We start from the raw sequence: 21,937 nt of genomic DNA on the forward strand, positions 1-21,937 counted from the left end.
CTCTGGTGACACAAGAATCCGAAAATGAGGGAAAGGTGAGCCGCTCATGGCCAAAGCGGATCGCCATCGGTGTGCTGGCCGCGATCGTTGCGCTCGTGGTGATTGTTGGCATCGCGCTTGTTGCGCTCAACACTTCGTCAGGCCGCGGCTTTGTTAAAGACCAGATTGAGGCACTCGAATTCGAGAATGGCCTCCAAATCGGGATCGGCTCTCTTGAAGGCTCGCTCTACGGCGATCTAATCATCCGCGATTTCACCTTGTCCGATCCGCAAGGCGTCTTCCTCGCTTCACCCGAAGTGTCGCTGGATTGGAACCCGTTCAAATTCATCTCCAGCCATATCGACATAGAAGCGCTGACGGCAGAGACGGCTACATTCTCGCGGGTCCCAGAATTCAATGAAACTCCGCCGAGCGATGCGCCCCTGCTGCCTGACTACGACATCGATATTGATCGCTTTGAGATAGGCGAGCTGATTGTCGCTCCCAATGTCACAGGCACCGAGACTACCGCCAATCTTTCGGGCGAAGCGCATATCGCAGATCGCCGGGCCGAAGTGGCGCTGGATGCGGCGAGTGAGGCGGGAGATGTGGCAACGCTACTGCTAGATGCTGTGCCAGAAAATAACCGGCTCGACCTCGCCCTGACCGTTGATGCGCCTGCCAACGGGGTGATCGCCGCAATCGCAGGATTGCAAGAGCCGCTTTCTGCAACGCTCAAAGGCGAAGGCGACTGGGCGAAGTGGGACGGCACTCTCAATTCCACCTTTGGCGGGGAAGATCTGACGGCCCTCACCCTATCCGCACGCGACGGGACATTCGGGGCAAAAGGTGACTTACGCCTCGCCAAGTTTGCGCCCGATGCAACAGCACAGCTCCTGGGCGAGCGAACCCTGCTCAATTTGGAAGCAGCGCTAGCTGAGCGATCCGCCCAAGTCGATGGTCAGCTCTTCAGCGATGCATTCGAGCTCTCAACAAATGGGCTGGTCGATCTGTCAGACAACACTTTCGACTCTTTCAAAGCCGATTTCAGACTGCTTGAACCATCGACGATCGCGCCTGATTTGCGCGGGGCCGGATTGCAAGCTTTGCTTACCTTGGATGGCAAATTCACCCGACCCAATCTCGCCTATGACATCCGCGCTGAGCGGCTGAACGTCAATGATATCGGGATGGAGGGGATTGAAGCGCGCGGAGAGACCACGGTCGATCCCGCCAATATGATCGTCCCTGTATCGGCCAATCTTGCCCGTATCACCGGCCTCGATACAGCCGCCGGTGGCGCACTTTCCGATATCTCGCTCGATGGCGACGTGTTGGTCAGATGGCCGCGCATCCTGTCCGATAATCTGAGGCTCCAATCGCCGCGGATCGATGCCCGCGTGACACTGCTCGCCGACGCAGGCGCGGGCCGATATGGCGGCGCGATCAATGGCCGTCTGGATGATTACCGCTTGGAGAGCGTTGGCCTTTTTGACATCACGAGCGACGTCGACCTCGAGGCGACAGATGATGGCCGATATGCGCTCGCAGGCGCAGTGCAGGCGCGATCGACGAGGCTCACCAATGAAAGCGTACGCGGATTTCTGGGCGGCGACATGCTCGTTTCGAGCGATGTTGCCTATTCGAGCGATGGGATCGCGCGTTTCTCCAATCTCCGCTTGGCCGCGCCGCTGCTCAAAGTGCGCGATGGCCGTGGGAGCTATTCCGCTGATGGTCAGATTGATCTCACAGCAAGCGGAGTATCGAGCGATTATGGGCCGCTTGGCCTGCAATTGGCCGGGACCGTCACAAATCCAGTCGCTACGGTCAAAGCTGCAAGTCCCGGTCTGGGCATAGGTCTTGCGGACGTCACGGCAACCATTCGAGGCGATAACAATCGCTACGCAATCGATCTCGAAAGCACGACGGATTATGGACCTCTGACTGCCAGTATGCTCGCCGATCTCAGCCAAGGCCCGACAGTCTTTGCCATCAACGAAGGCGACTTGAATGGTATCGGGTTCACGGGAGAGATGCGTCAGAGCGATGCCGGGCCATTTGTAGGCGAACTTAACGCAAACGGGCGCGGCCTTACCGGATTAGTCAGGCTTGGCGGTGAAGGCGCCTACCAGACGGCAGCGATCAATATGAGATCGACAGGCACTACATTGCCTGGTCCCGCGAAGCTTTTCATTGGGCGAGGGATAATCGATGCCAATGTCATCCTCTATGACAGCCCTCAAGTCGCTGCCGACGTTCAATTGGCCAATGCTAGCTATTTCGGCACTTCGATCGACACGTTGCGCGCGCTCATTGATTATCGCGATGGCACTGGAACAGCCAAACTTGTCGCCACCGGCGAAAATGGCGCGCCCTTCCGCGTCGCAGCCAATGCAAAGCTGGAGCCCCAATTATGGAGCGCGGCAATAAAGGGGAATGTGCGTCAAGTGGCATTCGAGACGGCCTCCCCAGCCCGCATTTTGCCTCGCGAAGATGGATATGAATTGTTGCCAACCCGCCTCAATGTTGGGTCAGGCAGCGCGCGACTTGCAGGCGAGTTCGGCTCTTCAGTCAAGCTCCAAAGCCGCGTTGACGGGATTGAGCTTCGCGTTCTCAACGCCTTCTCGCCCGACCTTGGTATCAATGGAAAGGCAACTGGTAGCCTCGATTTTGTCCAAGCGAATGAGGGCAGCTTTCCGCGTGCAGATGCGCGCCTGCAATTGAGCGATTTGACCCGGACGACAGCTACTTCGGTGAGCAAGCCAGTCGACGTGAATGTCATCGGTCAACTGCAGGCATCAGGCGGAGCAGCACGAGCCGTGATCCGCCAGCGCGGCAGCGTCATCGGGCGCGTGAATGCGAGCCTTGCGCCGCTTGGTCCCGCGGCTGGGACATGGATTGATCGTCTGCTTGATGCACCACTGGGAGGCGGCGTCCGCTATAATGGCCCGGCGGAGTCGGTGTTCTCGCTCAGCGGTCAGGAAAACCAGGAATTGACTGGTGCACTGGGCATTGCGGCCGATTTTTCAGGCCGTGTTTCGCAGCCCATCCTTTCTGGCATCATTCGCGGTAAAAATCTGACTTACGAAAATCTCGCCTATGGCACGCGTCTTTCGCAGATGGCGGTTCGCGGCAGCTTTGATGGCGATGAATTGGTTATCGAACAGCTCGACGCGAGAGCGGGTGACGGCACGGTATCCGCTTCTGGAACGGTAAGCCTCGCTGCTGATCGCGGCTTCCCCATGAATGTCGATGTCACGCTGGACGATGCCCGCCTTGCTCGCAGCGATGCCCTGTCCGCCACCGCTACGGGCGAGTTGAATTTCGCCAAGCGCGAGGGTGAAAAGGCACTGCTTTCCGGCACTCTTGAGCTTCCTGAAACCCGATACCGATTAAGTTATCCGGGAGCCGAAGAAGTGCCCGAGTTGAGCGGCGTCCGGTTCAAACCTCCGCCTGCGAATGCCCAATCTCGCCCTAGTGAAGCTGAGATTGAGATTGCGAGCCTGCTTGAAGAAATCCGCCTCGATCTCCGTTTGAGAGCGGGCGAAAAGCTCTACGTGTCCGGCATGGGGTTAGAGAGCGAGTGGTCCGCAGATCTGCGCATTTCCGGGACATCGGGTGAACCGCGCATGGCGGGCGAGGTTGATCTTATTCGCGGGACGCTTGGTTTTGCCGGGCGCTCCTTTGAGCTTCAGCAAGGGCGCATTCGCTTCACAGGCGGGCAAACTGTCAATCCGACGATTGCAATCACCGCGAGCGAGAGTGTGGAGGAAGTCGCGGTCAATGTGAACGTATCTGGCCGCGCCTATTCGCCGCAAATCAACTTCTCAAGTACGCCTGGATTGCCGCAGGATGAGATCATGTCCCGCATCTTGTTCGGTAGCTCTGTCGCCAACCTTTCGCCGCTGCAGGCCGTACAGCTTGCGGGGTCACTCAATGCGCTTCGTGGGGGCAGCGGCGGGCTTAATCCGCTTGGAACCTTGCGGTCCGCAACAGGCGTTGATCGCCTGCGCATCTTGGGCTCGGATGAAGCCACCGGGCGCGGAACAGCGGTCGCTGCGGGGCAATACATCACCGATGATATCTATGTTGAAGTCATCACCGATGCGCGCGGGTTTACCGCCACACAGCTGGAAATCAGCCTGACGCCTGCTCTATCTGTCTTGAGTCAGGCGGGCGGCGCGGTCGGGACCAATGTCAATGTCAGATACCGCAAGGATTATTGATGCGCCCGGCGCTCGTCCTCGGGTTTCTGGCGGTGGTATTTGTCGCTCGCATCACTTTCGGCGATGGTCCAGAGGGATCCTTTGATGATCGATTTGACCGGGCGGAGCGTGAGATGAAGAACCTGTCTGAGAGCATCGAGGCCGAGCTTGCAGAGACCAATGACGAGGCGGCGGATAGCGATTGATTTTTGCCTCGTCGTTTGAAACGGCGAAACGATCAGACGGCCTTCAGTTTCTTCTCCAAAGCAGCCAAACTGTCGGCATCATCAATATCCATCAGCGTTTGGGGCTCGCAATTGATTGCCCTTGCATCGGACAGCATCGCACGGGCGCCCGCATCGCCTTGCAGCTTGGTGAGCGCTTGAAAGTGATCCTTCCCAAAGCAGGCCGGCGGCATTTTTCGACGTCCATCACTCGATGCATAAATCGCCTTGGCCCCTTCGCGCTTTGCCGCATCAATCAAGGCTTTGATATGATGTGCTTTGATCAAGGGCATATCAGCCAGAGCGATCAGCAGGGCGTCCGCCTCAGCCTTCCGCGCATGCGACGCGGCAAGCCGTACCGATGACCCCATTCCTTCACGCGCATCGGCATTCGCAAGCGGTGTAAAGCCCAGCGAGCGCCATTCATTCGAGCACGGATGATCCAACCTAGGCACAACGACCAGCCGAAGCGCGGCATCCACATCCGCAAGAGTTTCAGCCGCATGTACTCCCAGCTTCTTGCCGAGCAGTGGCGCTGCCAGCTTGTCCGCTGAACCGAACCGCCTCGATTGACCGGCCGCTAACAAAGCGATGGCGAGACGAAACTCGTCGGGCACACTATCCGCCGAAATCGGTATTCTGATAGACGCTGATAACTTGGCTCAGAGTGGAGAGCGCCAGCGTCTGCGGATCACGCGAGGAATGAAACAGACCAATTGGTGCGTGGATCGTATCGATGGCCTCGTCGCTGACGCCGATCTCTGAAAGCGCCTTGGTCCTCACCGCGTGGGCCTTTCGCCCGCCCATCGCGCCAATGTAGAAATGCGGCAATTGAAGTGCATGCGCCATCAAGAGCGTCTCCCAATCGTGATCATGAAATAGGAAGACGATGGCGGTCCACGGATCGCTCGTCATCAATTGCGTTTCGCTGGTCTTTTCAAGGCGTTGGACATCCATCGATGCGGCATTCAGCGTCCGAAAAATCTGATCGTCCGGTGTTAGAACGCTTACGTCGCACAGCATCGCTTCACTGAGATGCGCAAGCGCCAGAACGCCTGCTCCATGCCCAATGATAAGCAATCGCGGCGCGGGCCAATGGCCGAAAACACCGGCCTCTCTTGTTCGATCAAATTCACTGCGTTGGAAGTCAGAGACGAACTCAGCAGTGCCGAGACCCAATCGCACAGAGAAAGGCTTGCGGTCATTGATCGCTCTTCGGCAAGCATCGACAAATTGCGCGCCCTCTAGCGGCTGAAAATGAATGTCGAGCCCGCCGCCGCATGGCAGCTTGATATCCATATAGGGCGATCCTGCACCAAACCGTACCAATCGCGGATCCCCCTGCTTCAGCGCAGCTTGAGCTTCGGCAATGACAGCGTTCTCAATGCATCCACCTGAAAGCGAACCTGCAAAGCTGCCGTCCTCGCAAACGCCCATATGCGTTCCCGGATTGCGCATCGAGGATCCCTCGACCGCGCAAACGGTGACAAGAACGCAGCCTTTGCCGGCCCCCAACTTTTCGGAGAGAAATTCGAAAACTTGCTTTATGTCCATCGGATGCAGATCGCTTTGCGCTCAGCTTTCGAGGCTTGCGAGATAAGCGATAATGGCCGCGCGCTGCTCTGCATCTTCCACCGCGCCAGAGACCATAGTGGTGCCGGGAATCACTCCCGTCGGGTCGGCGATAAAGGCCTTCAATTGCACCTCGTCCCAGGTAATGCCGGATGCTGCCATCGCATCAGAATAGGCGAAATCATCTAGCGATCCCGCAGTCCGTCCAATGATTGCGTTGAGGTGAGGCCCTGCACCTGATGCTGCGCCAGCCCCGACATTGTGGCAAGCAGCGCAAATCGCGAAGGCGGCTTTTCCGGCAGCGACCATGTCCTCGCTTGAGCCTGCACTGGACTGAACGGGAGGATCGCCTGGCTCACGCACGACGATTTTTTCCACCTCTGGCTCGGGTTCTGAGCTGCATCCCGCGAGGCCTATCGCGGCAAGACCCGCCAGCAGAATAGTTTGCGATTTCATTCCTGTTACTCCCCACACCCGCAGCGCAAAATCGACTCACAGTTTTTTGATCAGACCTGCAAGCCCATTTTCGATTTCGTTGCGATCTGCTACCTAGTCAAACGACGCTGTTCAATTCGAACTTGCGAGAGGGAAAAAGCGTGACAAGTTTCTCAATCAACGGACGCTCAGTAGAACTGGATGCCGATCCTGCCACTCCGATCCTATGGATCGTTCGAGAACAGCTTGGATTGAATGGCACCAAATTCGGCTGTGGCATTGCACAATGCGGGGCCTGCACGGTTCACCTGGACGGCCGCCCTATTCGCAGTTGTTCCACTCCCCTGTCCGCTGCTGAGGGCAAAAATATCACCACGGTCGAAGGGCTCAAATCGGACGACGGCACTTTGCACAAAGTGCAGCAGGCCTGGATCGAAGCGCAAGTGCCGCAATGCGGATACTGCCAGTCGGGCCAGATCATGTCTGCTATCGCTTTGCTTGAACGCAATCCGCAGCCTTCGGATGAACAGATCGATGCCGCGATGGCAGGCAATGTCTGTCGCTGCGGCATGTATGGCCGCATTCGCACGGCAATCAAGTCGGCTGCAGGCATATCTCAAGACGAAGGCGCGGAGGCTTAAATGGGTAAGTGGTCTAGACGCGCTTTCATCGGCGCAGGGCTGGTTGCGGGCGGCGCTTTGGTTGTCGGCGTATCGATCCGGACAGGCAAACCTGATGAAAAAATTCGCAGGCTGGTCGCAGGCGGTGATGGCGAAACTCTGATCAATAGCTTTGTCAAAATCGACAAGGACAACATCGTAACAGCTGTCATCCCGCATGCCGAGATGGGCCAAGGTGCGCATTCGACCCTCGCGCAGATGTTGGCCGATGAATTGGACGCCAATTGGGAAGACGTTCGTATCCTCGAGGCGCCGGCTGAAACCGACTATTCTTCCAAGGATATCGCGCGCGAGTTTCTAGCACCAGAATTGGAAGTACCCGAAATTCTTGAACCGACCTTGGATGGTACATTCCTGTCCCTGATTGACGCGATGATCGGCCAGATCACCGGCGGCAGCTTTTCAGTGAGGGGAACGGGTCAACGCGGCATGCGCAATGCTGGGGCTGCTGCGCGTCAGATGCTCGTTGGCGCTGCAGCTGAGGAATGGGGTGTCTCGGCGGACGAAATCACAGTTCAAAATGGCGTGCTAAGCCATGCGGCCAGCAATCGCTCAGCCAAGTTTGGCGAGTTTGCAGAGAAAGCCGCCGATCAACCCCTGCCGGTCAAGCCGCGTCTCAAGTCGACCGACGAATTCAATCTCATGGGAAGGTCCATCCCGCGCAAGGATATCCCGGGAAAGGTCGATGGGACGGCCGTATTCGGCATCGATGTCGAAATTCCTGGTGAGACGATGTCCTATGCGGCTGTCAAGGCACCGCCCGTCCAAGGCGCCAAGGTGAAATCGATCAATGCGAGCACTGCAGAGACGATGCCTGGCGTTCTGCAAATCCTCAATATGACCGATTTCGTCGCAGTAGTGGCTGATGGATATTGGCAGGCGCAACAAGCGCTCAACACTATCGACATTACATATACCGAAACTGAGAATGACAGCCTCGATCAGGCGGCCATTTTCGCCCGCTATGATGCCGCTCTCAATGAAGCGGGCGCAAATGGCGGCGATGAAGAGATTGCCGTGGGTGATGCTCCGCGCGCGATTGCCGATGCAGCCACCAGACTGGAAGCTGAATACAAGGCTCCCTTCCTTGCTCACGCAACCATGGAGCCGCAAAACTGCACCGCGTGGGTGCATGATGGACAATGCGAGGTCTGGGCTGGCAGCCAGGTACCGACCAAAGTGCGCAAGTTCGTCGCCGATATGCTCGATCTGCCGATGGAGAAAGTAACCTATAAGAACACATATCTGGGTGGCGGATTTGGCAGGCGTTCAGAAACGGACAGCATCGAAATGGCTGTGCGCATTGCTCGTGAAACAGGCTATCCGGTTAAACTCATCTGGTCGCGCGAAGAGGACACGGCGCAGGATTGGTATCGACCATCGTCGACCAGCCGATTTGAGGCCGGACTTGATGACGGCGGCAATCTGATAAGCTGGAATAACGTGCACACGCATCTGTTCGACCCACCAGAAGCGGCTCACGTGCCCTATTACGACATTCCCAACCAGCTTGTGCGCAAAGTGGACGTACCAATGCATCTGCGCTTTGGCCCCTGGCGTTCAGTCGATCACAGTCACAATTCGTGGTTTATCGAGAGCTTCCTCGATGAAGTGGCAGCCGAGGCTGGCAAGGACCCGCTCGAATTGCGCCGCCAACTGCTGAAAAACTCGCCGCGGCATCTCGCGGTTCTCAACAAGGCGGCAGAGATGGCGGATTGGGATGCAGAGATGCCCGAGGGGAGAGGTAAAGGCATCGCTATTGCGCCTTCCTTCAACTCGATCGTCGCCCACGTTGCACAAGTCGAAATGACAAGCGGCAAACCCCGCGTGACGAACGTGTGGTGCTGCGCTGATATCGGCTATGCGATGAATCCAGATGGTGCCGCAGCGCAGATGGAAAGCTCAATCATCTATGGCCTGACCGCGGCTCTTTATGGAGAGATTTCAGTGAAGGATGGGGCTGTTGAGCAGTCCAACTTTCACGATTATCCGATGCTGCGCATAAACGAGGCACCAGAAATCGCTGTTGAATTCATCAACGGCGACAGTGAACGTCTCGGCGGTGCGGGTGAACCGGGTCTGCCTCCGCTCGCGCCGGCAGTGACCAATGCGATCTACGCAGCATCAGGAAAGCGCATCAGAGAGCTGCCAACGGCCAAGCATTTTGCTTAATTCCAAGCACGGTATCGGACGCCAGATTAGCCCGCGGGACAAACAACATTCGCGGGATCGAAACTGGTCCTGTCGACAAATTTCGCGTCAGGGGTGAATTCGGCGACCCTTTCGCTGTTCAAGAGCTTGGCGACCGCATTCGCTACTATAAAATTGCTCTGTTCAAGCAGGTGGTGATCCGGGCTTCCATATAGAGAAAGCGTCGGCACACCCCTCGCCTGCGCTGCTTCTACCAGCACTGGCTTAAGATCGAGATAGACGAAACCATTGTCATTTGCGGCCTGCTCAACCAAGCTGCGAACTTCGTCGCCATAACCTGCATGATCCTCGCGAAATGAGGGCGTGCCGTCCTCGAAAAACTCTCCCGCTTCTGGAAGAGAGAAGACAAGCAGGCGCGCGCCTTTACCCTTCACTGCTGCCGACAAACTGGCGAGCGACTGCAGAAACACATCTCTTTCCTCTTCGCTCGGAATAGAGGAAAGTTGTTCGCTGCCGGAGAGCATCTTGCTTGATCGCCGCAGCAACTGACCTGTGTATGTGCGGACCACCCGGCGCTTGAGTTTGTCCGTCATCGAAAGCTCTATCGAGTGTGTGACGGGGTCATCCTGCCAGGTTTGAAAGCGCATATTGTCGGTGAGATCGTTGCCATTGAAAACGAACAGCAGGACAGTGTCATGAGGGACTTCGTCCTTGAATTCCTCATAAGTCAGCAAGTGTTGAAGCGTACCATGGCCGCCGGTACCCAAATTCACGAAATGGGTGTCCCGCGACCATTGAGACAGCAATGCAGGAATAGTCTCTGTTTCGTCCGAGAGGGTGCCACGGATGAAAGAATCGCCTAGAACGACAACGCGCTTGGAAGCATCCGCGTCATCAAATGCTCCTCTAAATCCATGCTCATTCAGATTGATGAACGAGACAATATCATTGCGAAATTCAAAGTAGGATTGGTTCGGCGTATCTCGAGAATTCGTAACGGGATGCGGCTCAATATGTTTAGGACCGCCTTCGCAAAAGTAATGCTGTTGATTCACCAAAGACACGTTAGCGAGATCACGGCTTGCATGAGGCTGAAAATCGAGCGGATCAAACAGACGAAGACCTACTTCGACAATCAACAACCCCATGAAAACGCTCACGCAGAGCACCAGAGCATTTTTCACGCAATGTTCCCCCAAACGGCTGCCACTCTATTTGGTGCGCCCTGTCGGCCTCCGCAAAACCACTTCACAGCGGGGCCGCTTCTCGATTTAGCAAAATTAGCCTTAGCGGATTAACCAGGAAAAATCACGTTCGCCGCTTCGATGTATCTTCGGCAGCAATGACCGAGTAAGTGCTTGGGTGTCGGGCGGCGGAGAGACAGGGATTCGAACCCTGGGTACTCGTGAGAGCACAACGGTTTTCGAGACCGCCCCGTTCGACCACTCCGGCATCTCTCCTAACCGAGGTCAATCCTGCTTTGCGCACTCGTCTGTACACGCAAGGCCGATCAGGAAGCGCGCCGCCTAGCGTGTCAGCGCATCCTTGCCAAGACCTCAAATCTTCCAAAATGCGGGTATATCTTGGACACCTGCCATCATCGCGCTTGTTTTGTCGAAAGAATCGACCATATTTTGCAATCCATGGACCGCGCGCACTTCTTCTCCAGCCAGGCAGGACGCACAATTGAGGCGCCCCGTCAGACCCGAACCCGGTTTGGGATCGGCGATGTCGTGCGGCACCGTGTCTTCGATTTCCGCGGCGTAGTGTTTGATATTGATCCGGTTTTTGCGAATTCCGAAGAATGGTATCAGTCCATCCCCGAAGACATCCGCCCTCCGCGCGAGCAACCTTTTTATCACCTCCTCGCTGAGAATGAGGACGAGAGCTATGTCGCTTATGTGAGCCAGGGCAATCTTTTGTCCGATGCTGATGGAGGTCCGGTTGATCATCCGACGGTTCCGCAATTATTTGAGCGGTTTAAGGATGGAAGGTATCGGATGCGGCGTTCTCTGACGCATTAAGGTCTCCGGCCCATCGAGCAGCGGCTTGCGCGCTAACGAAGCGCTAACCAGCACCCAGGTATAAAGATCAGCATGCGTAATCATGCTTCGTCTTCACATGGTTCGACCCGCAATCGCCTGGATCTCGCGCTAAGCAGAGAGCTGGAAGCGGATGAGAAGGTGATCTGGCGGGGCATGCAATTGGCCCGGATCGACCCGAAAGCCTTTGCAATTTATCTTTTCGCCGTGCCGTGGACCGCGTTCGCGTTGTTTTGGACAGCAATGGCCTTTGCTGGTGTTTCTGGCGCGGGCGAAGACACCGGTGCGGGCCTTCTTGCCTACGCTTTTCCGCTCTTTGGCACGCCGTTCATCGCAGTTGGCGTCGGGATGCTTGCCTTTCCCTTTCTGCCCCTTTGGGAGCGTGGAAAGGTACTATACGCAATTACCAACAAACGCATTTTGAAGTTGCGACTGGGCCGTGAATTGTCGGTCAAGGCTGTGCCTCGTGAACGCGTCGGAGCTATTGAGCGAAACGAAGTGCGTGACGGATCAGGTTCGATCAAATTGCCAGTATCGATCGGCAGGGATAGCGATGGCGACAAGACCACCGAGCATTTCGAGCTTGGCCTTGTGGCAGACGTTATGGGAGCCCACCGGGCAATCAGTCATTTTACGGGCGTACCGCTCTAGCTCTTGAGCTTCCAACCAGATCGTAGAACCGCATACACTACGAACGCCCCCACTACGTTCAAAAAACCAATACCCATCGCCGCCATCAATACTTGCTGGTCTCCGCCGATATCGCTCTCGCCCAGAAAGCCATATCGAAACCCTGAGATTACATAGAAGAACGGGTTCGCGCGGCTTACAGCCTGAAAAGCTGGCGCGAGGTTATCGATCACGTAAAAGGTGCCCGAAAGCAGCGACAGAGGGGCGATCACGAAGTTGCTGATAGCGGCGTTGTGGTCAAACTTCTCAGCCCAAATAGATGTTGCAAGCCCAATCAGCGCGAGCATCATGGAGCCCATTAGCCCAAACCAGATCACCGCCCATAGGTGCGCAATTCCAAGATCGACGCCCGGCCACAAAACCATGGCAAGGCCAACCGCAAGGCCCACCGCCACCGCTCGCGTTACAGCCGCCATGACGATCCCGGCCATAAGCTCACCTGGGGACAAAGGGGGCATCAGAAGATCAATGATTGTTCCCTGGATCTTGCCGGACAAGAGCGAGAATGACGAATTCGCAAATGCATTCTGCATCATCCCCATGACGATCAGGCCCGGCGCGACGAAAGTCGAAAACGAAACGCCCAGAACCTCGCGCCCTTCCCTGCCCAATGCGACGCTGAAGATCACAAGAAACAGCAGCGTTGTGACTGCAGGCGCCCATACCGTTTGCGTCTGCACCTTGAGAAACCGCCGGACCTCCTTAATATAGAGAGCAAGCACTCCTGTGCGATTGATCCCGGTGATGACCGGCTCACCGCGCGGAGGGAAAGTCGGCGTGACAGCGGCTGCGGCGTCTGTGTGCGCAGCAGACTTCGCCAGTTTGGCATTGCTGTTGGATGATGCTTGATCGGCCATGGCGCCTCGCCTACGGCTTTGGATGAATTGAGGCAAGTTGCCCGGGAATACGGACGCTTGCATTGTGTGGATGCCGCTTTGCGCGGAAAGTCTGCAGGAATTGACGAGGGTATATGAGTTGGACTGACGAGCGCATCGCTACGCTCAAGAAAATGTGGGAAGGCGGATCGACCGCCAGCCAGATCGCCGAAGAACTTGGTGGCGTGAGCCGCAATGCCGTGATCGGCAAGGCGCACCGCTTGGGCCTTAAATCGCGTCCCTCGCCAGTGAAAGCAGGTGATAAGAAAAAGGCGACCAAGAAAGCGTCTCCCAAATCATCGGGAAGCGCGAAAAAGGCAGCCAGCGCCGCACCAGCAGCGAAGCCTGCTGCAAAGGCCGCTAGCGCCAAGGCGCCCAATGCTCCGGCGGCGAATAACCGCCATGCGCCCGCAAAGGTTGAGCACAATGGGCCGTCTCAGCCGCTGCCTAACCCCTCCTCTGATTTGCCGAAGATTGTCTCTGTCGGCCCTGGCGGCTTCCTTCGCCAGGGTCCCGGCGATCAACAGGCGCCCATCCCTCCAGCACCTCCTCGGCGTCTCGTGCCAGCAAAACCAAGTCCGGAGATCGCCGACAAGACCAGCCTTCTGGATTTGTCAGATAAGGTCTGCCGTTGGCCGATGGGGCATCCGGGCGAACCCGATTTCCATTTCTGCGGAGCACCGGTGAACCCGGGCTTTCCGTATTGCGTCGAGCACTGCGGGCGGGCCTATCAGGCACAGCTGCCACGGGGTGCGCGCAGGCCCCCTCCACCTCTTCCATTCGGTGGTCCGCGGGTTCGATAAAACCCGCAATTTCATAAACGTTCAAACATTCGAAAACCCGGCGACCGATACTCAGTTGCCGGGTTTTTCATAAGTGAGGGAATTAGAACCATGCCGATCACACTGCATCAGGCCATCATACCCAGTTTTCGCCAAGTGCTCGGCGGCGTTCGCGCGCAGGTCGACAAGGCAGAAAGCTTCGTTACGGAGAAGGGAATTGCCGCAGCGGAATTGATCGAGGCGAAGCTCGCCGATGATATGTGGCCTTTGCCCTACCATATGCGCTCATGCTGGGTTCATTCGAAATTGGCTTTTGATCTTGCGCCGACCGGCGAATTCAGTCCCGATTTCACCGACCTGCCTCAAGACTGGGACGCGATGCGAGCTATGATTGATGATGCGCAACAAGCGCTGGATCAGGTTTCTCCCGATACACTTGAAGAGATTGCAGGCGAGAAAATCGCATTCGTCCTTGGCGGGAAAGCGCTGATGCATTTTACTGTCAGCGAGTTTCTTCTGAGCTTCTCGCAGCCAAACTTCTATTTCCACGCGACGACCTTTTACGACATTTTGCGCATGAAAGGCGTACCTCTCGTGAAACGCGATTATCTGCACGCGCCGCGAGTTATCGGAAGCTGAAATGACTTTGCACAAAGCCGCTTTTCTTACCTCTACTGCTCTTTTCGGGCTTTGCATGCCCAGCAATGCCTTCGCGCAATTGCCGGAGCCCGTTCGGGCGATGATCGAAAAGGCGCGGGAGAACGACGATATTGAAGCAATGCAAACGATCATCGATCTGGCCGATGAGACTTTCCCGGGTAATTCCGAAGAGCTCAACGCGATCATGGCTCGCTACAAAACCCGCGTCGAAGAGGCGGAAGCACTGGCAAAGGCTGAAGAAGAAGCGGCAAAGGAAGCGGAAATCCGCAATGCTGGCCTGTTCGATAACTGGAGCGGAAAAGGCGAATTAGGCGGCTTTCGCGCCACCGGTAACGCGTCGAACACGGGCGTCACTGCTTCTCTCTCACTTGAAAGAGAGGGCATTGATTGGACCCACAGTCTGACCGGACGGGCCGACTATCAACGTAACAATGGAGTGACTGCGCGGGAGCAATTCTTCGCAGCCTATGAGCCTCACTACAATGTCACAGACCGACTGTTCATCTATGGTCTGGCGCAATACGAACGCGACCGCTTTCAGGGCTTTTCTGCTCGATATGCCGTTTCAGGTGGTGTGGGTTACCAGATCATCGATGAGACTGACATTAAGCTGTCTACAAAGGCAGGTCCGGCCTATCGGGTTACCGAGTTTACCGATGGCCGCAGTGAAAGCCGAATTGCCGGCCTTATCGGGATCGACTTTGATTGGACCATCACCGACCGATTGAAGCTGACGCATGATACGAATGCTGTGGCGGAAACTGGTTCGTCCGCGCAGGTCATTATCGATTCAAGCAATACCAGCCTTAACTTCGTCACCGGGCTGAATGCGAAAATCAGCAATCGCGTCACCGCGCGTTTGTCGTACGCAGTTGAATATGACAGCAATCCGCCTCCTGGTGCTGTACAAACTGACACGTTGAGCAGGGTGACGCTGATCTACGATTTCTAAATTTAGCGCATCGCGATCCATCTCATCATAAACCTGCAAAGAAAAAGCCGCCCGGGATTGCTCCCGAGCGGCTTTTTTTTGGTTAGGCAAGGCTCTCAGTCCTTAAGGAAGTCGGGCATCGACGCTGGGCCGTCACCGCCTCCATTGCCGCCCTTGTCACCGCCGCCGTCACGACGAGGTCCGCGACCGCCACGGCCACCGCGACGATCGCCGCCGCGTCCACCACGGCCGCCTTTATCACCGCGCGGTTCGCGCGGGGGACGGGTGTCTTCGAGTTCTTCGCCGGTTTCCTGGTCAACCACGCGCATCGATAGGCGGACCTTGCCGCGATTGTCGATCTCGAGGACCTTGACCTTCACTTCCTGACCTTCGCTGACAACATCAGTCGGCTTTTCCACACGCTCGTTCTTCATTTCGGAGACGTGGACGAGACCGTCCTTGCCGCCCATGAAGTTCACGAATGCGCCAAAGTCGACGATGTTGACGACCTTGCCGGTGTAGATCTTGCCGACTTCGGCTTCCTCGACGATGCCCTCGATCCACTTCTTCGCCGCTTCGATTTCATCGGCATTTGAAGAGCTGATCTTGATCGTGCCCTCGTCGTCAATGTCGACCTTAGCGCCAGTTTCAGCGACGATCTCACGGATCACCTTGCCGCCTGTGCCGATAACGTCGCGGATCTTCGACTTGTCGATCTGCATCGTCTCGATACGCGGTGCGTGCTTCGAAACTTCGGTACGAGCGCCGGTAAGCGCCTTCGCCATTTCACCCAAGATGTGCGCGCGGCCAGCCTTCGCCTGCTCAAGCGCCTTTTCCATGATCTCCTTGGTGATACCCGCGACCTTGATGTCCATCTGGAGGCTGGTAATGCCTTCTTCGGAACCGGCCACCTTGAAGTCCATGTCACCCAGGTGATCCTCGTCACCCAGAATGTCGGAGAGAACCGCAAAGTCTTCGCCTTCAAGGATCAGACCCATGGCGATGCCGGAAACTGGACGCTTCAGCGGAACGCCTGCATCCATCATCGACAATGCACCGCCGCACACGGTCGCCATCGAGGAAGAACCGTTGGACTCGGTGATGTCGGACAGGACGCGGATCGTATAGGGGAACTCCTCGGCATCCGGCATGACCGGGTGGAGCGCGCGATAAGCGAGCTTGCCGTGGCCAATCTCACGCCGACCGGTAAAGCCGAAACGGCCCACTTCGCCGACCGAATAGGGCGGGAAGTTATAGTGCAGCATGAAGTTGTTGTAGCTGAGGCCTTCGAGGCCATCGATCATCTGCTCGGCGTCCTTCGTGCCGAGCGTGGTGGTGCAGATCGCCTGCGTCTCACCGCGGGTGAAGAGCGCCGAACCGTGCGTGCGCGGAAGCAGTCCAACCATCGCCTCGATCGGGCGAACCTGATCAAGCTTACGCCCGTCGATGCGGGTGCCGTCCTTTAGGATCGAGCCCCGAACGATGTCGCTTTCGAGCTTCTTCACCAGCTTGAGCGTGCCGAGATACTCGGCTGGATCGCTTTCAGCGAGGTCGGCAAAGGCTTCACGAGCCTTCTCACGAGCCGCGTTGACCGCGTCCTGACGCTCTGACTTGTTGGTCAGCTTGTAGGCTGCTTCGAGGTCAGCACCGATCGCAGCGCGCAACTTGTCCATCTTGGCGGTCTTGTCCTCGACCGGATCGAGTTCCCACGGATCCTTGGCAGCCTGTTCGGCCAGATCGATGATCGCGCCGATGACCTTCTTCGATTCCTCGTGCGCGAACATCACCGCGCCGAGCATTTCTTCCTCGGTCAGCTCTTTCGCTTCGGATTCGACCATCATCACCGCGTCCTGTGTCGCAGCGACGACGAGGTCGAGACGACCGTCTTCGCCCAGCGCGTCATTGATGCTCGGGTTCAGGACATATTCGCCATCGTTGGTGAAACCGACGCGCGCGGCGCCGATCGGGCCCATGAACGGGACGCCGCTGATCGTGAGCGCAGCCGATGCTGCGATCATCGCAACGATGTCTGGCTCGGTCTCGCCATCGTACGACAGAACCTGAGCGATAACGTTGATTTCGTTGTAGAAGCCTTCCGGGAAGAGCGGGCGCACCGGGCGGTCGATCAGACGACTGGTCAGCGTTTCTTTCTCGGTCGCGCGCCCTTCGCGCTTGAAGAAGCCGCCGGGGATCCGGCCAGCTGCAGAGAATTTTTCTTGATAGTGTACGGTCAGCGGGAAGAAGTCTTGACCTTCCTTCACTGACTTGGCGGCGGTCACGGCGCACAGCACCACGGTTTCGCCATAGGTTGCCAATACGGCGCCGTCTGCCTGACGGGCAATACGGCCTGTTTCCAGAGTGAGGGTTTTTCCGCCCCACTCCAGCGATACGGTTTTCGTGTCGAACATTGATTTTCCTTTTGAACCCACACGGCCTTATTGCGGTGCGGGGCCTACATTTCCGGGTTGAAACGGCCCGGTCCGTTGCGGGGCTATTCTCGCCCCATTCGTCCGCTCCCAGCCGAATTGCTGGGGAGCCGGATAGACAAAGGGCGGCCCATGGAGCCGCCCCTTGGAAACTCTTATTTACGCAGACCCAGTTTCTGGATCAGGGCGTTGTAGCGCTCCACATCCTTCTTCTTGAGGTATGCGAGCAGATTGCGGCGCTTGTTGACCATCATGAGAAGGCCGCGGCGCGAATGGTTGTCTTTGTGGTTGCCTTTGAAGTGTTCTGTAAGGTTGCGAATGCGCTCTGTCAGGATCGCAACTTGCACTTCTGGCGAACCAGTGTCGCCATCTTGGACGGCGTGTTCTTTGATGATTTCTGCTTTACGCTCGGGTGCTACCGACATGTATGTACTCTCTTACTCAGCGACATCGGGAAGGTTGAAACCCCTGACGACCTTCGCCGTCCCACCCTCAATTTGCATCAACGCCACCGGCACACTGTCCAGCATCGCACAATACAGCCCAGGTGATTGGGGCATCCCAGACAAGACCCGGCCCTTTCGGACCGCCTGCGCGTCTGTCTGGGAGAGGGAAAGGGCCGGGATGTCGTCCAGCCCCGCCTCTAACGGCAGGAGGAGGTCAGATAAGGGCGCGCCTCTACCGATTTGGTTGAGTTTGTCCAGCGAAATCGCTTGGCTTTCGAGGAATGGCCCCGCCTTTGTGCGCCTTAAGTAGGTGACATGACCGCAAGTTCCAAGAGCATGAGCGATATCGCGGCCAAGGCTGCGGATATATGTGCCTTTGGAAACGTGAGCTGAGAGAGTAATTTGATCGAGCTCATTCAGGCCGCCTATGATGTCGAGCGAGTGGATTATCACTAAGCGCTTCTTGAGTTCCACCTCCTCGCCTGCCCGTGCCAAATCGTAAGCGCGCTTCCCATCGACTTTCAGCGCGGAATAAGCGGGAGGAACCTGGTCAATCGCTCCGCTAAACTGCGGCAATGCCTTTTTGATCTCTTCAATCGTCGGCCGCACATCCGAAGTTCCGATAGTCTCACCCTCAGTATCGAGTGTATCGGTCTCTTCGCCAAATTGGATCGTAAAATCATAGATCTTGCTCGCATCGAGCATTCGCCCTGCAAGCTTCGTAGCCTCGCCCAGCGCGATAGGCAGAACGCCTTCGGCCAAAGGATCGAGCGTGCCGCCATGCCCCACTTTTGCCTTGGAATAGCCGCTTTCGCGTAAGTTTCGCTTTGCCGCCGCAACGGCCTGCGTCGAGCCAAGGCCGCGCGGCTTATCGAGTATCAGCCAGCCGTGAGGGGCAGGTTTCTTGGGGCTATCTTGAGGCATTTTCTTCAACCTAAGGCGTGGCTAAATTTCAGCCAGTCCATTCGTCCTGCAATAGCCCAAAGACAGCGGTATCACGCCTGTATCCGGTCCATGTCACCATATCTTGCCGAGTGGTGCCCTCGTGCTTCGCTCCCAATTTCAAGACGGCGGCCTGCGATCGCCTGTTTCGCGTGTCGACACGAAATTCGATCTTGTGAAAACCAGATTGAAACGCGTGCTCGATCAGCAGCTTTTTCACCGTGCGATTGAATGGTCCACCGCGCACGTGGGGAGCGATGTACGTCCCACCGATTTCCACCACTCCAAACATTGTTGGCCTGATGTAGTTTGTGATACCAACCAATTGCTCGCTTTGCGTGTCGATGATTGCGAAATTCGTCCATTCCGGTGATGCCCTAAACATCGCGATCGCGCCATCAAATCCATCGCCACCCAAATTCACTGGATAGATTTCCCAGACATCGCAATCAGCTTTGCAAGCTTCCCTCAGAGGCTCGAGATGCTCGTCAGCGAATGGCTCCAGGCGTACGGGGTGCTCTTCCAAAGTTGTCAAAAGCGCATTCATTGCAACGCCTCGGAAAAGTGTTTGCGGCAAAGCGCGACATAGCGATCGTTTCCCCCGATCTCGGTTTGCGCACCCTCGTTCACAGGCTTGCCGCTCCCATCAACGCGCAGATTCATCGTTGCCTTTCGTCCGCAGTCGCAGACGGCCTTGAGCTCCACCAAGGCATCGGCAATCCCGAGCAATACGGACGAGCCCGGAAAAAGCTCGCCCTGAAAATCAGTGCGCAAGCCATAGCAGAGAACAGGTATACCTGCCTCATCCGCTAATCGGGCCAGCTGCCAGACCTGCTCTTTGCTCAAAAATTGCGCCTCATCCAGCAACACGCAATCAATCGCCTCACTGTCGTGCGCTGCAATCACTTTCGCCCAGAGATCAGTCGTGGGGGCGTACGTGTGCGCCTCCGCCTCAAGACCAATGCGGCTTTTCACCATCGCCCCTGAACGCGTATCAATCGCGGCGGTCCATACCATAGTGCGCATTCCGCGTTCACGATAGTTAAAGTCGGCTTGCAGTAGCGATGAGGACTTTCCTGCATTCATGCTGGCATAGTAGAAATAGAGCTTGGCCATCCATGCTGCCTAAACGCGCCTTGCGCGGCGCGCCAGAAGGCCTGTTGATTAATCCCCCTGACAGGTGCCTCGCGCAATGCTAGCCCCCTCGCGAATTCAACACTGACGGGGATCACATATATGGCAACGGCCGCACAAGACGCGACCACATCGCAGGGCATGACGGGTATTCTTGGCTGGGTGGAACGCACCGGTAACAAGCTTCCTGACCCGGTTTTCCTGTTCTTCTATTTGATAATCGCGCTCGTTGCGATCTCCGTCGTTTGCGAGCTTTTGGGGGTTTCGGCGCTTCATCCCACCACCATTGACGAGGAAACGGGCGGCGCGCAGGTCATCAGCGCGGTGAGTCTTTTGTCTGCTGACAACATTCAAAAGCTTTGGGTCGAAATGCCCAAGACTTTCACCCACTTCCACCCACTTGGTTATGTGCTTGTGGTGATGCTCGGAGCAGGCGTTGCTGAACGCTCGGGCTTTTTCGCAGCCGGCATGACCAAAGCTGTCAAATCGGCACCCACGGCACTGCTCACCCCCGTTGTCGCGCTTGTTGCTATGATCGGAAACCACGCCGCTGATGCAGGATATGTCGTCCTCATCCCGTTGGCAGGCATTCTTTTTGCTGCGGCTGGCAGGCATCCGATGGCGGGTATTGCTGCTGCCTTTGCTGGGGTTTCAGGCGGGTTTTCCGCGAACATTTCACCCGGCCAACTCGACGCCCTCCTTTTTGGCATCACCGAAGAAGCTGTTGGAGCATCTGCGCTTGACCCCAGCTGGACGGCCAACCTTGCGGGCAATTGGTATTTCATTTCTGCAATGACGTTCCTCTATCTTCCAATCATTTGGTACGTGACTGATAAGGTTATCGAACCAAGACTGGGCGCATGGACTGGCGGCGCTTCTGCGCCATCAGAAGACAGTTCTGACGCAGCTGCGAGCAGCGATGAACCGAGCAGCAAAGGACTGCGCGCGGCCGGGCTTGCCGCTTTGTTCGTCGTTGCATTGTGGCTGATTATGGTTTTTGCGCCCGGCACACCGCTTATTAACGAGGCAGCCTGTGAAGGCATACCGGCTGCGGACTGCTCAATTCACTCGCAGCTTCGGCCGCTTTACCAATCACTTGTTGGCGGGTTCTTCTTGCTCTTTCTCCTCACTGGTTGGGCCTATGGGCAGGCCAGCGGATCGATCAAGGATCACCGCGATCTTGTCGGCATGATGTCCGAAAGCATGAAGGATATGGGCTATTACCTCGTCCTTGCTTTTGCCGCAGCGCATTTCGTTGCGATGTTCAGTTGGTCCAATCTTGGCCTTATCAGCGCTGTCCACGGGGCCGATGCGATCCAGTCCACCGGGCTTCCATTGCCTCTCGTCCTCGGTTTGATGGTGCTGTTTTCCGGCCTTTTGAACCTCTTTGTTGGGTCAGCATCGGCCAAGTGGGCGCTGCTCGCGCCAATTCTTGTCCCGATGCTGATGCTGCTTGGGATCAGCCCTGAAGGCGCGACAGCAGCCTATCGTGTGGGAGACAGCGCCACCAATATCATCACGCCGCTGATGGTCTATTTTCCCTTGATCTTGGTCTTTGCGCGCCGGTGGCAATCTGACTTTGGGCTTGGCAGTCTTACTGCGATGATGATCCCATATTCGGTTTGGCTGCTGATCTCGGGCACAGTGCTCATAGTGTTGTGGTTCTATCTCGGCATCCCGCTGGGTCCGAATGCGCCCGTTGACTACGCTCTTCCCGGCGGTGGTTGAACACGCTTAATCGCGCCGTGTGAAACCTATCGCGC

20 protein-coding genes and 1 tRNA gene are annotated in these 21,937 nt (G+C 56.7%); 10 read left to right on the plus strand and 11 right to left on the minus strand.

The window, feature by feature from the left end; all coding sequences use genetic code 11:
- Window positions 1–5 precede the first annotated feature (5 nt).
- Window positions 6–4,205 (plus strand): translocation/assembly module TamB domain-containing protein, encoded by a 4,200-nt coding sequence (locus AUC45_RS05560; protein WP_067603563.1) that lies wholly within the window; start codon window positions 6–8, stop codon window positions 4,203–4,205.
- The gene (locus AUC45_RS05565; RefSeq protein WP_067599590.1) at window positions 4,205–4,390 is read left to right on the plus strand and encodes a hypothetical protein; all 186 of its coding nucleotides are present in this window, start codon (window positions 4,205–4,207) and stop codon (window positions 4,388–4,390) included. Before AUC45_RS05560 ends, AUC45_RS05565 begins: the two co-directional genes overlap by 1 nt.
- 32 nt (window positions 4,391–4,422) lie before the next feature.
- Here the strand turns inward: AUC45_RS05565 and AUC45_RS05570 are convergent, their stop codons facing one another.
- Genes AUC45_RS05570 through AUC45_RS05580 form a run of 3 tightly spaced genes read right to left on the minus strand, consistent with a single transcriptional unit; the run spans window position 4,423 to window position 6,436 of the window.
- Complete coding sequence (locus AUC45_RS05570) at window positions 4,423–5,025, minus strand: NTP transferase domain-containing protein (RefSeq protein ID WP_067599593.1); 603 nt, start codon at window positions 5,023–5,025, stop codon at window positions 4,423–4,425.
- Between the two features lies 1 nt (window position 5,026).
- Window positions 5,027–5,962: an XdhC family protein gene (locus AUC45_RS05575; RefSeq protein WP_067599597.1), complete on the minus strand. Its 936-nt coding sequence runs from the start codon at window positions 5,960–5,962 to the stop codon at window positions 5,027–5,029.
- 21 nt (window positions 5,963–5,983) lie between these two features.
- A complete protein-coding gene (locus AUC45_RS05580; protein ID WP_067599600.1) occupies window positions 5,984–6,436 on the minus strand; it encodes a cytochrome c family protein in 453 nt (150 codons plus the stop codon).
- A 140-nt stretch (window positions 6,437–6,576) separates the two neighbouring features.
- Between AUC45_RS05580 and AUC45_RS05585 the strand changes: the two genes are divergently transcribed.
- Together AUC45_RS05585 and AUC45_RS05590 are read left to right on the plus strand one after the other, a co-directional pair.
- The gene (locus AUC45_RS05585; RefSeq protein ID WP_067599603.1) at window positions 6,577–7,056 is read left to right on the plus strand and encodes a (2Fe-2S)-binding protein; all 480 of its coding nucleotides are present in this window, start codon (window positions 6,577–6,579) and stop codon (window positions 7,054–7,056) included.
- The gene (locus tag AUC45_RS05590) at window positions 7,057–9,267 is read left to right on the plus strand and encodes a molybdopterin cofactor-binding domain-containing protein (protein ID WP_067599606.1); all 2,211 of its coding nucleotides are present in this window, start codon (window positions 7,057–7,059) and stop codon (window positions 9,265–9,267) included. It begins immediately after the preceding gene.
- A gap of 26 nt (window positions 9,268–9,293) precedes the next feature.
- Here AUC45_RS05590 and AUC45_RS05595 read toward each other — a convergent pair whose 3' ends face one another.
- Together AUC45_RS05595 and AUC45_RS05600 are read right to left on the minus strand one after the other, a co-directional pair.
- On the minus strand, window positions 9,294–10,430 hold the full coding sequence (locus AUC45_RS05595) for an SGNH/GDSL hydrolase family protein (protein WP_156423767.1): 1,137 nt from the start codon (window positions 10,428–10,430) through the stop codon (window positions 9,294–9,296).
- A gap of 189 nt (window positions 10,431–10,619) precedes the next feature.
- A tRNA-Ser gene (locus AUC45_RS05600) sits at window positions 10,620–10,706 on the minus strand.
- A 183-nt stretch (window positions 10,707–10,889) separates the two neighbouring features.
- On the opposite strand from AUC45_RS05600, the gene hspQ reads away from it, so the two are divergent.
- Entirely contained in the window at window positions 10,890–11,270 is a 381-nt protein-coding gene (gene hspQ / locus AUC45_RS15495; RefSeq protein WP_082700989.1) for a heat shock protein HspQ, read from the plus strand.
- A 72-nt stretch (window positions 11,271–11,342) separates the two neighbouring features.
- Complete coding sequence (locus tag AUC45_RS05610) at window positions 11,343–11,939, plus strand: hypothetical protein (RefSeq protein WP_067599615.1); 597 nt, start codon at window positions 11,343–11,345, stop codon at window positions 11,937–11,939.
- Here the strand turns inward: AUC45_RS05610 and AUC45_RS05615 are convergent.
- Window positions 11,936–12,835 carry an ABC transporter permease gene (locus tag AUC45_RS05615; protein ID WP_082700990.1) on the minus strand — a complete coding sequence of 300 codons (900 nt, stop codon included), beginning with the start codon at window positions 12,833–12,835 and terminating at the stop codon, window positions 11,936–11,938. The two genes, AUC45_RS05610 and AUC45_RS05615, sit on opposite strands and share 4 nt — an antisense overlap.
- 113 nt (window positions 12,836–12,948) lie before the next feature.
- Between AUC45_RS05615 and AUC45_RS05620 the strand changes: the two genes are divergently transcribed.
- The 3 genes from AUC45_RS05620 (at window position 12,949) to AUC45_RS05630 (ending at window position 15,247) form a co-directional block, all read left to right on the plus strand.
- The gene (locus tag AUC45_RS05620) at window positions 12,949–13,656 is read left to right on the plus strand and encodes a GcrA family cell cycle regulator (RefSeq protein WP_067599619.1); all 708 of its coding nucleotides are present in this window, start codon (window positions 12,949–12,951) and stop codon (window positions 13,654–13,656) included.
- 90 nt (window positions 13,657–13,746) lie between these two features.
- Complete coding sequence (locus tag AUC45_RS05625; protein ID WP_067599622.1) at window positions 13,747–14,274, plus strand: DUF1993 family protein; 528 nt, start codon at window positions 13,747–13,749, stop codon at window positions 14,272–14,274.
- 1 nt (window position 14,275) lies between these two features.
- A complete protein-coding gene (locus AUC45_RS05630) occupies window positions 14,276–15,247 on the plus strand; it encodes a YdiY family protein (protein ID WP_067599625.1) in 972 nt (323 codons plus the stop codon).
- Between the two features lie 95 nt (window positions 15,248–15,342).
- Here the strand turns inward: AUC45_RS05630 and pnp are convergent, their stop codons facing one another.
- From pnp to AUC45_RS05655, 5 genes are all read right to left on the minus strand, one after another.
- Window positions 15,343–17,634 carry a polyribonucleotide nucleotidyltransferase gene (pnp, locus tag AUC45_RS05635; RefSeq protein WP_067599628.1) on the minus strand — a complete coding sequence of 764 codons (2,292 nt, stop codon included), beginning with the start codon at window positions 17,632–17,634 and terminating at the stop codon, window positions 15,343–15,345.
- Window positions 17,635–17,807: 173 nt separating this feature from the next.
- Window positions 17,808–18,077 carry a 30S ribosomal protein S15 gene (gene rpsO / locus AUC45_RS05640; RefSeq protein WP_067599630.1) on the minus strand — a complete coding sequence of 90 codons (270 nt, stop codon included), beginning with the start codon at window positions 18,075–18,077 and terminating at the stop codon, window positions 17,808–17,810.
- A gap of 12 nt (window positions 18,078–18,089) precedes the next feature.
- A complete protein-coding gene (gene truB / locus AUC45_RS05645; RefSeq protein ID WP_067599631.1) occupies window positions 18,090–19,022 on the minus strand; it encodes a tRNA pseudouridine(55) synthase TruB in 933 nt (310 codons plus the stop codon).
- A gap of 28 nt (window positions 19,023–19,050) precedes the next feature.
- A complete protein-coding gene (locus tag AUC45_RS05650) occupies window positions 19,051–19,587 on the minus strand; it encodes a GNAT family N-acetyltransferase (protein WP_067599633.1) in 537 nt (178 codons plus the stop codon).
- Window positions 19,584–20,156, minus strand: a complete 573-nt coding sequence (locus tag AUC45_RS05655) for a thymidine kinase (protein WP_067599635.1) — start codon at window positions 20,154–20,156, stop codon at window positions 19,584–19,586. Before AUC45_RS05655 ends, AUC45_RS05650 begins: the two co-directional genes overlap by 4 nt.
- A gap of 120 nt (window positions 20,157–20,276) precedes the next feature.
- Here AUC45_RS05655 and AUC45_RS05660 point away from each other — a divergent pair, with 120 nt between their 5' ends.
- Window positions 20,277–21,902, plus strand: a complete 1,626-nt coding sequence (locus tag AUC45_RS05660; RefSeq protein ID WP_067599638.1) for an AbgT family transporter — start codon at window positions 20,277–20,279, stop codon at window positions 21,900–21,902.
- The last annotated feature ends 35 nt before the right edge of the window (window positions 21,903–21,937 follow it).

Origin of the sequence: Erythrobacter sp. YT30 (assembly GCF_001542875.1) — a bacterium.
Lineage (GTDB): Bacteria > Pseudomonadota > Alphaproteobacteria > Sphingomonadales > Sphingomonadaceae > Erythrobacter.

Coding starts and splice junctions, on each gene's coding strand:
- hspQ (WP_082700989.1), top strand. CDS start 10,890: ATGGACCGCGCGCACTTCTTCTCCAGCCAGGCAGGACGCACAATTGAG.
- AUC45_RS05660 (WP_067599638.1), top strand. CDS start 20,277: ATGGCAACGGCCGCACAAGACGCGACCACATCGCAGGGCATGACGGGT.
- AUC45_RS05630 (WP_067599625.1), top strand. CDS start 14,276: ATGACTTTGCACAAAGCCGCTTTTCTTACCTCTACTGCTCTTTTCGGG.
- AUC45_RS05655 (WP_067599635.1), bottom strand. CDS start 20,156: ATGGCCAAGCTCTATTTCTACTATGCCAGCATGAATGCAGGAAAGTCC.
- AUC45_RS05615 (WP_082700990.1), bottom strand. CDS start 12,835: ATGGCCGATCAAGCATCATCCAACAGCAATGCCAAACTGGCGAAGTCT.
- AUC45_RS05650 (WP_067599633.1), bottom strand. CDS start 19,587: ATGAATGCGCTTTTGACAACTTTGGAAGAGCACCCCGTACGCCTGGAG.
- AUC45_RS05580 (WP_067599600.1), bottom strand. CDS start 6,436: ATGAAATCGCAAACTATTCTGCTGGCGGGTCTTGCCGCGATAGGCCTC.
- pnp (WP_067599628.1), bottom strand. CDS start 17,634: ATGTTCGACACGAAAACCGTATCGCTGGAGTGGGGCGGAAAAACCCTC.
- rpsO (WP_067599630.1), bottom strand. CDS start 18,077: ATGTCGGTAGCACCCGAGCGTAAAGCAGAAATCATCAAAGAACACGCC.
- AUC45_RS05565 (WP_067599590.1), top strand. CDS start 4,205: ATGCGCCCGGCGCTCGTCCTCGGGTTTCTGGCGGTGGTATTTGTCGCT.
- AUC45_RS05590 (WP_067599606.1), top strand. CDS start 7,057: ATGGGTAAGTGGTCTAGACGCGCTTTCATCGGCGCAGGGCTGGTTGCG.
- AUC45_RS05625 (WP_067599622.1), top strand. CDS start 13,747: ATGCCGATCACACTGCATCAGGCCATCATACCCAGTTTTCGCCAAGTG.
- AUC45_RS05610 (WP_067599615.1), top strand. CDS start 11,343: ATGCGTAATCATGCTTCGTCTTCACATGGTTCGACCCGCAATCGCCTG.
- AUC45_RS05575 (WP_067599597.1), bottom strand. CDS start 5,962: ATGGACATAAAGCAAGTTTTCGAATTTCTCTCCGAAAAGTTGGGGGCC.
- AUC45_RS05620 (WP_067599619.1), top strand. CDS start 12,949: ATGAGTTGGACTGACGAGCGCATCGCTACGCTCAAGAAAATGTGGGAA.
- truB (WP_067599631.1), bottom strand. CDS start 19,022: ATGCCTCAAGATAGCCCCAAGAAACCTGCCCCTCACGGCTGGCTGATA.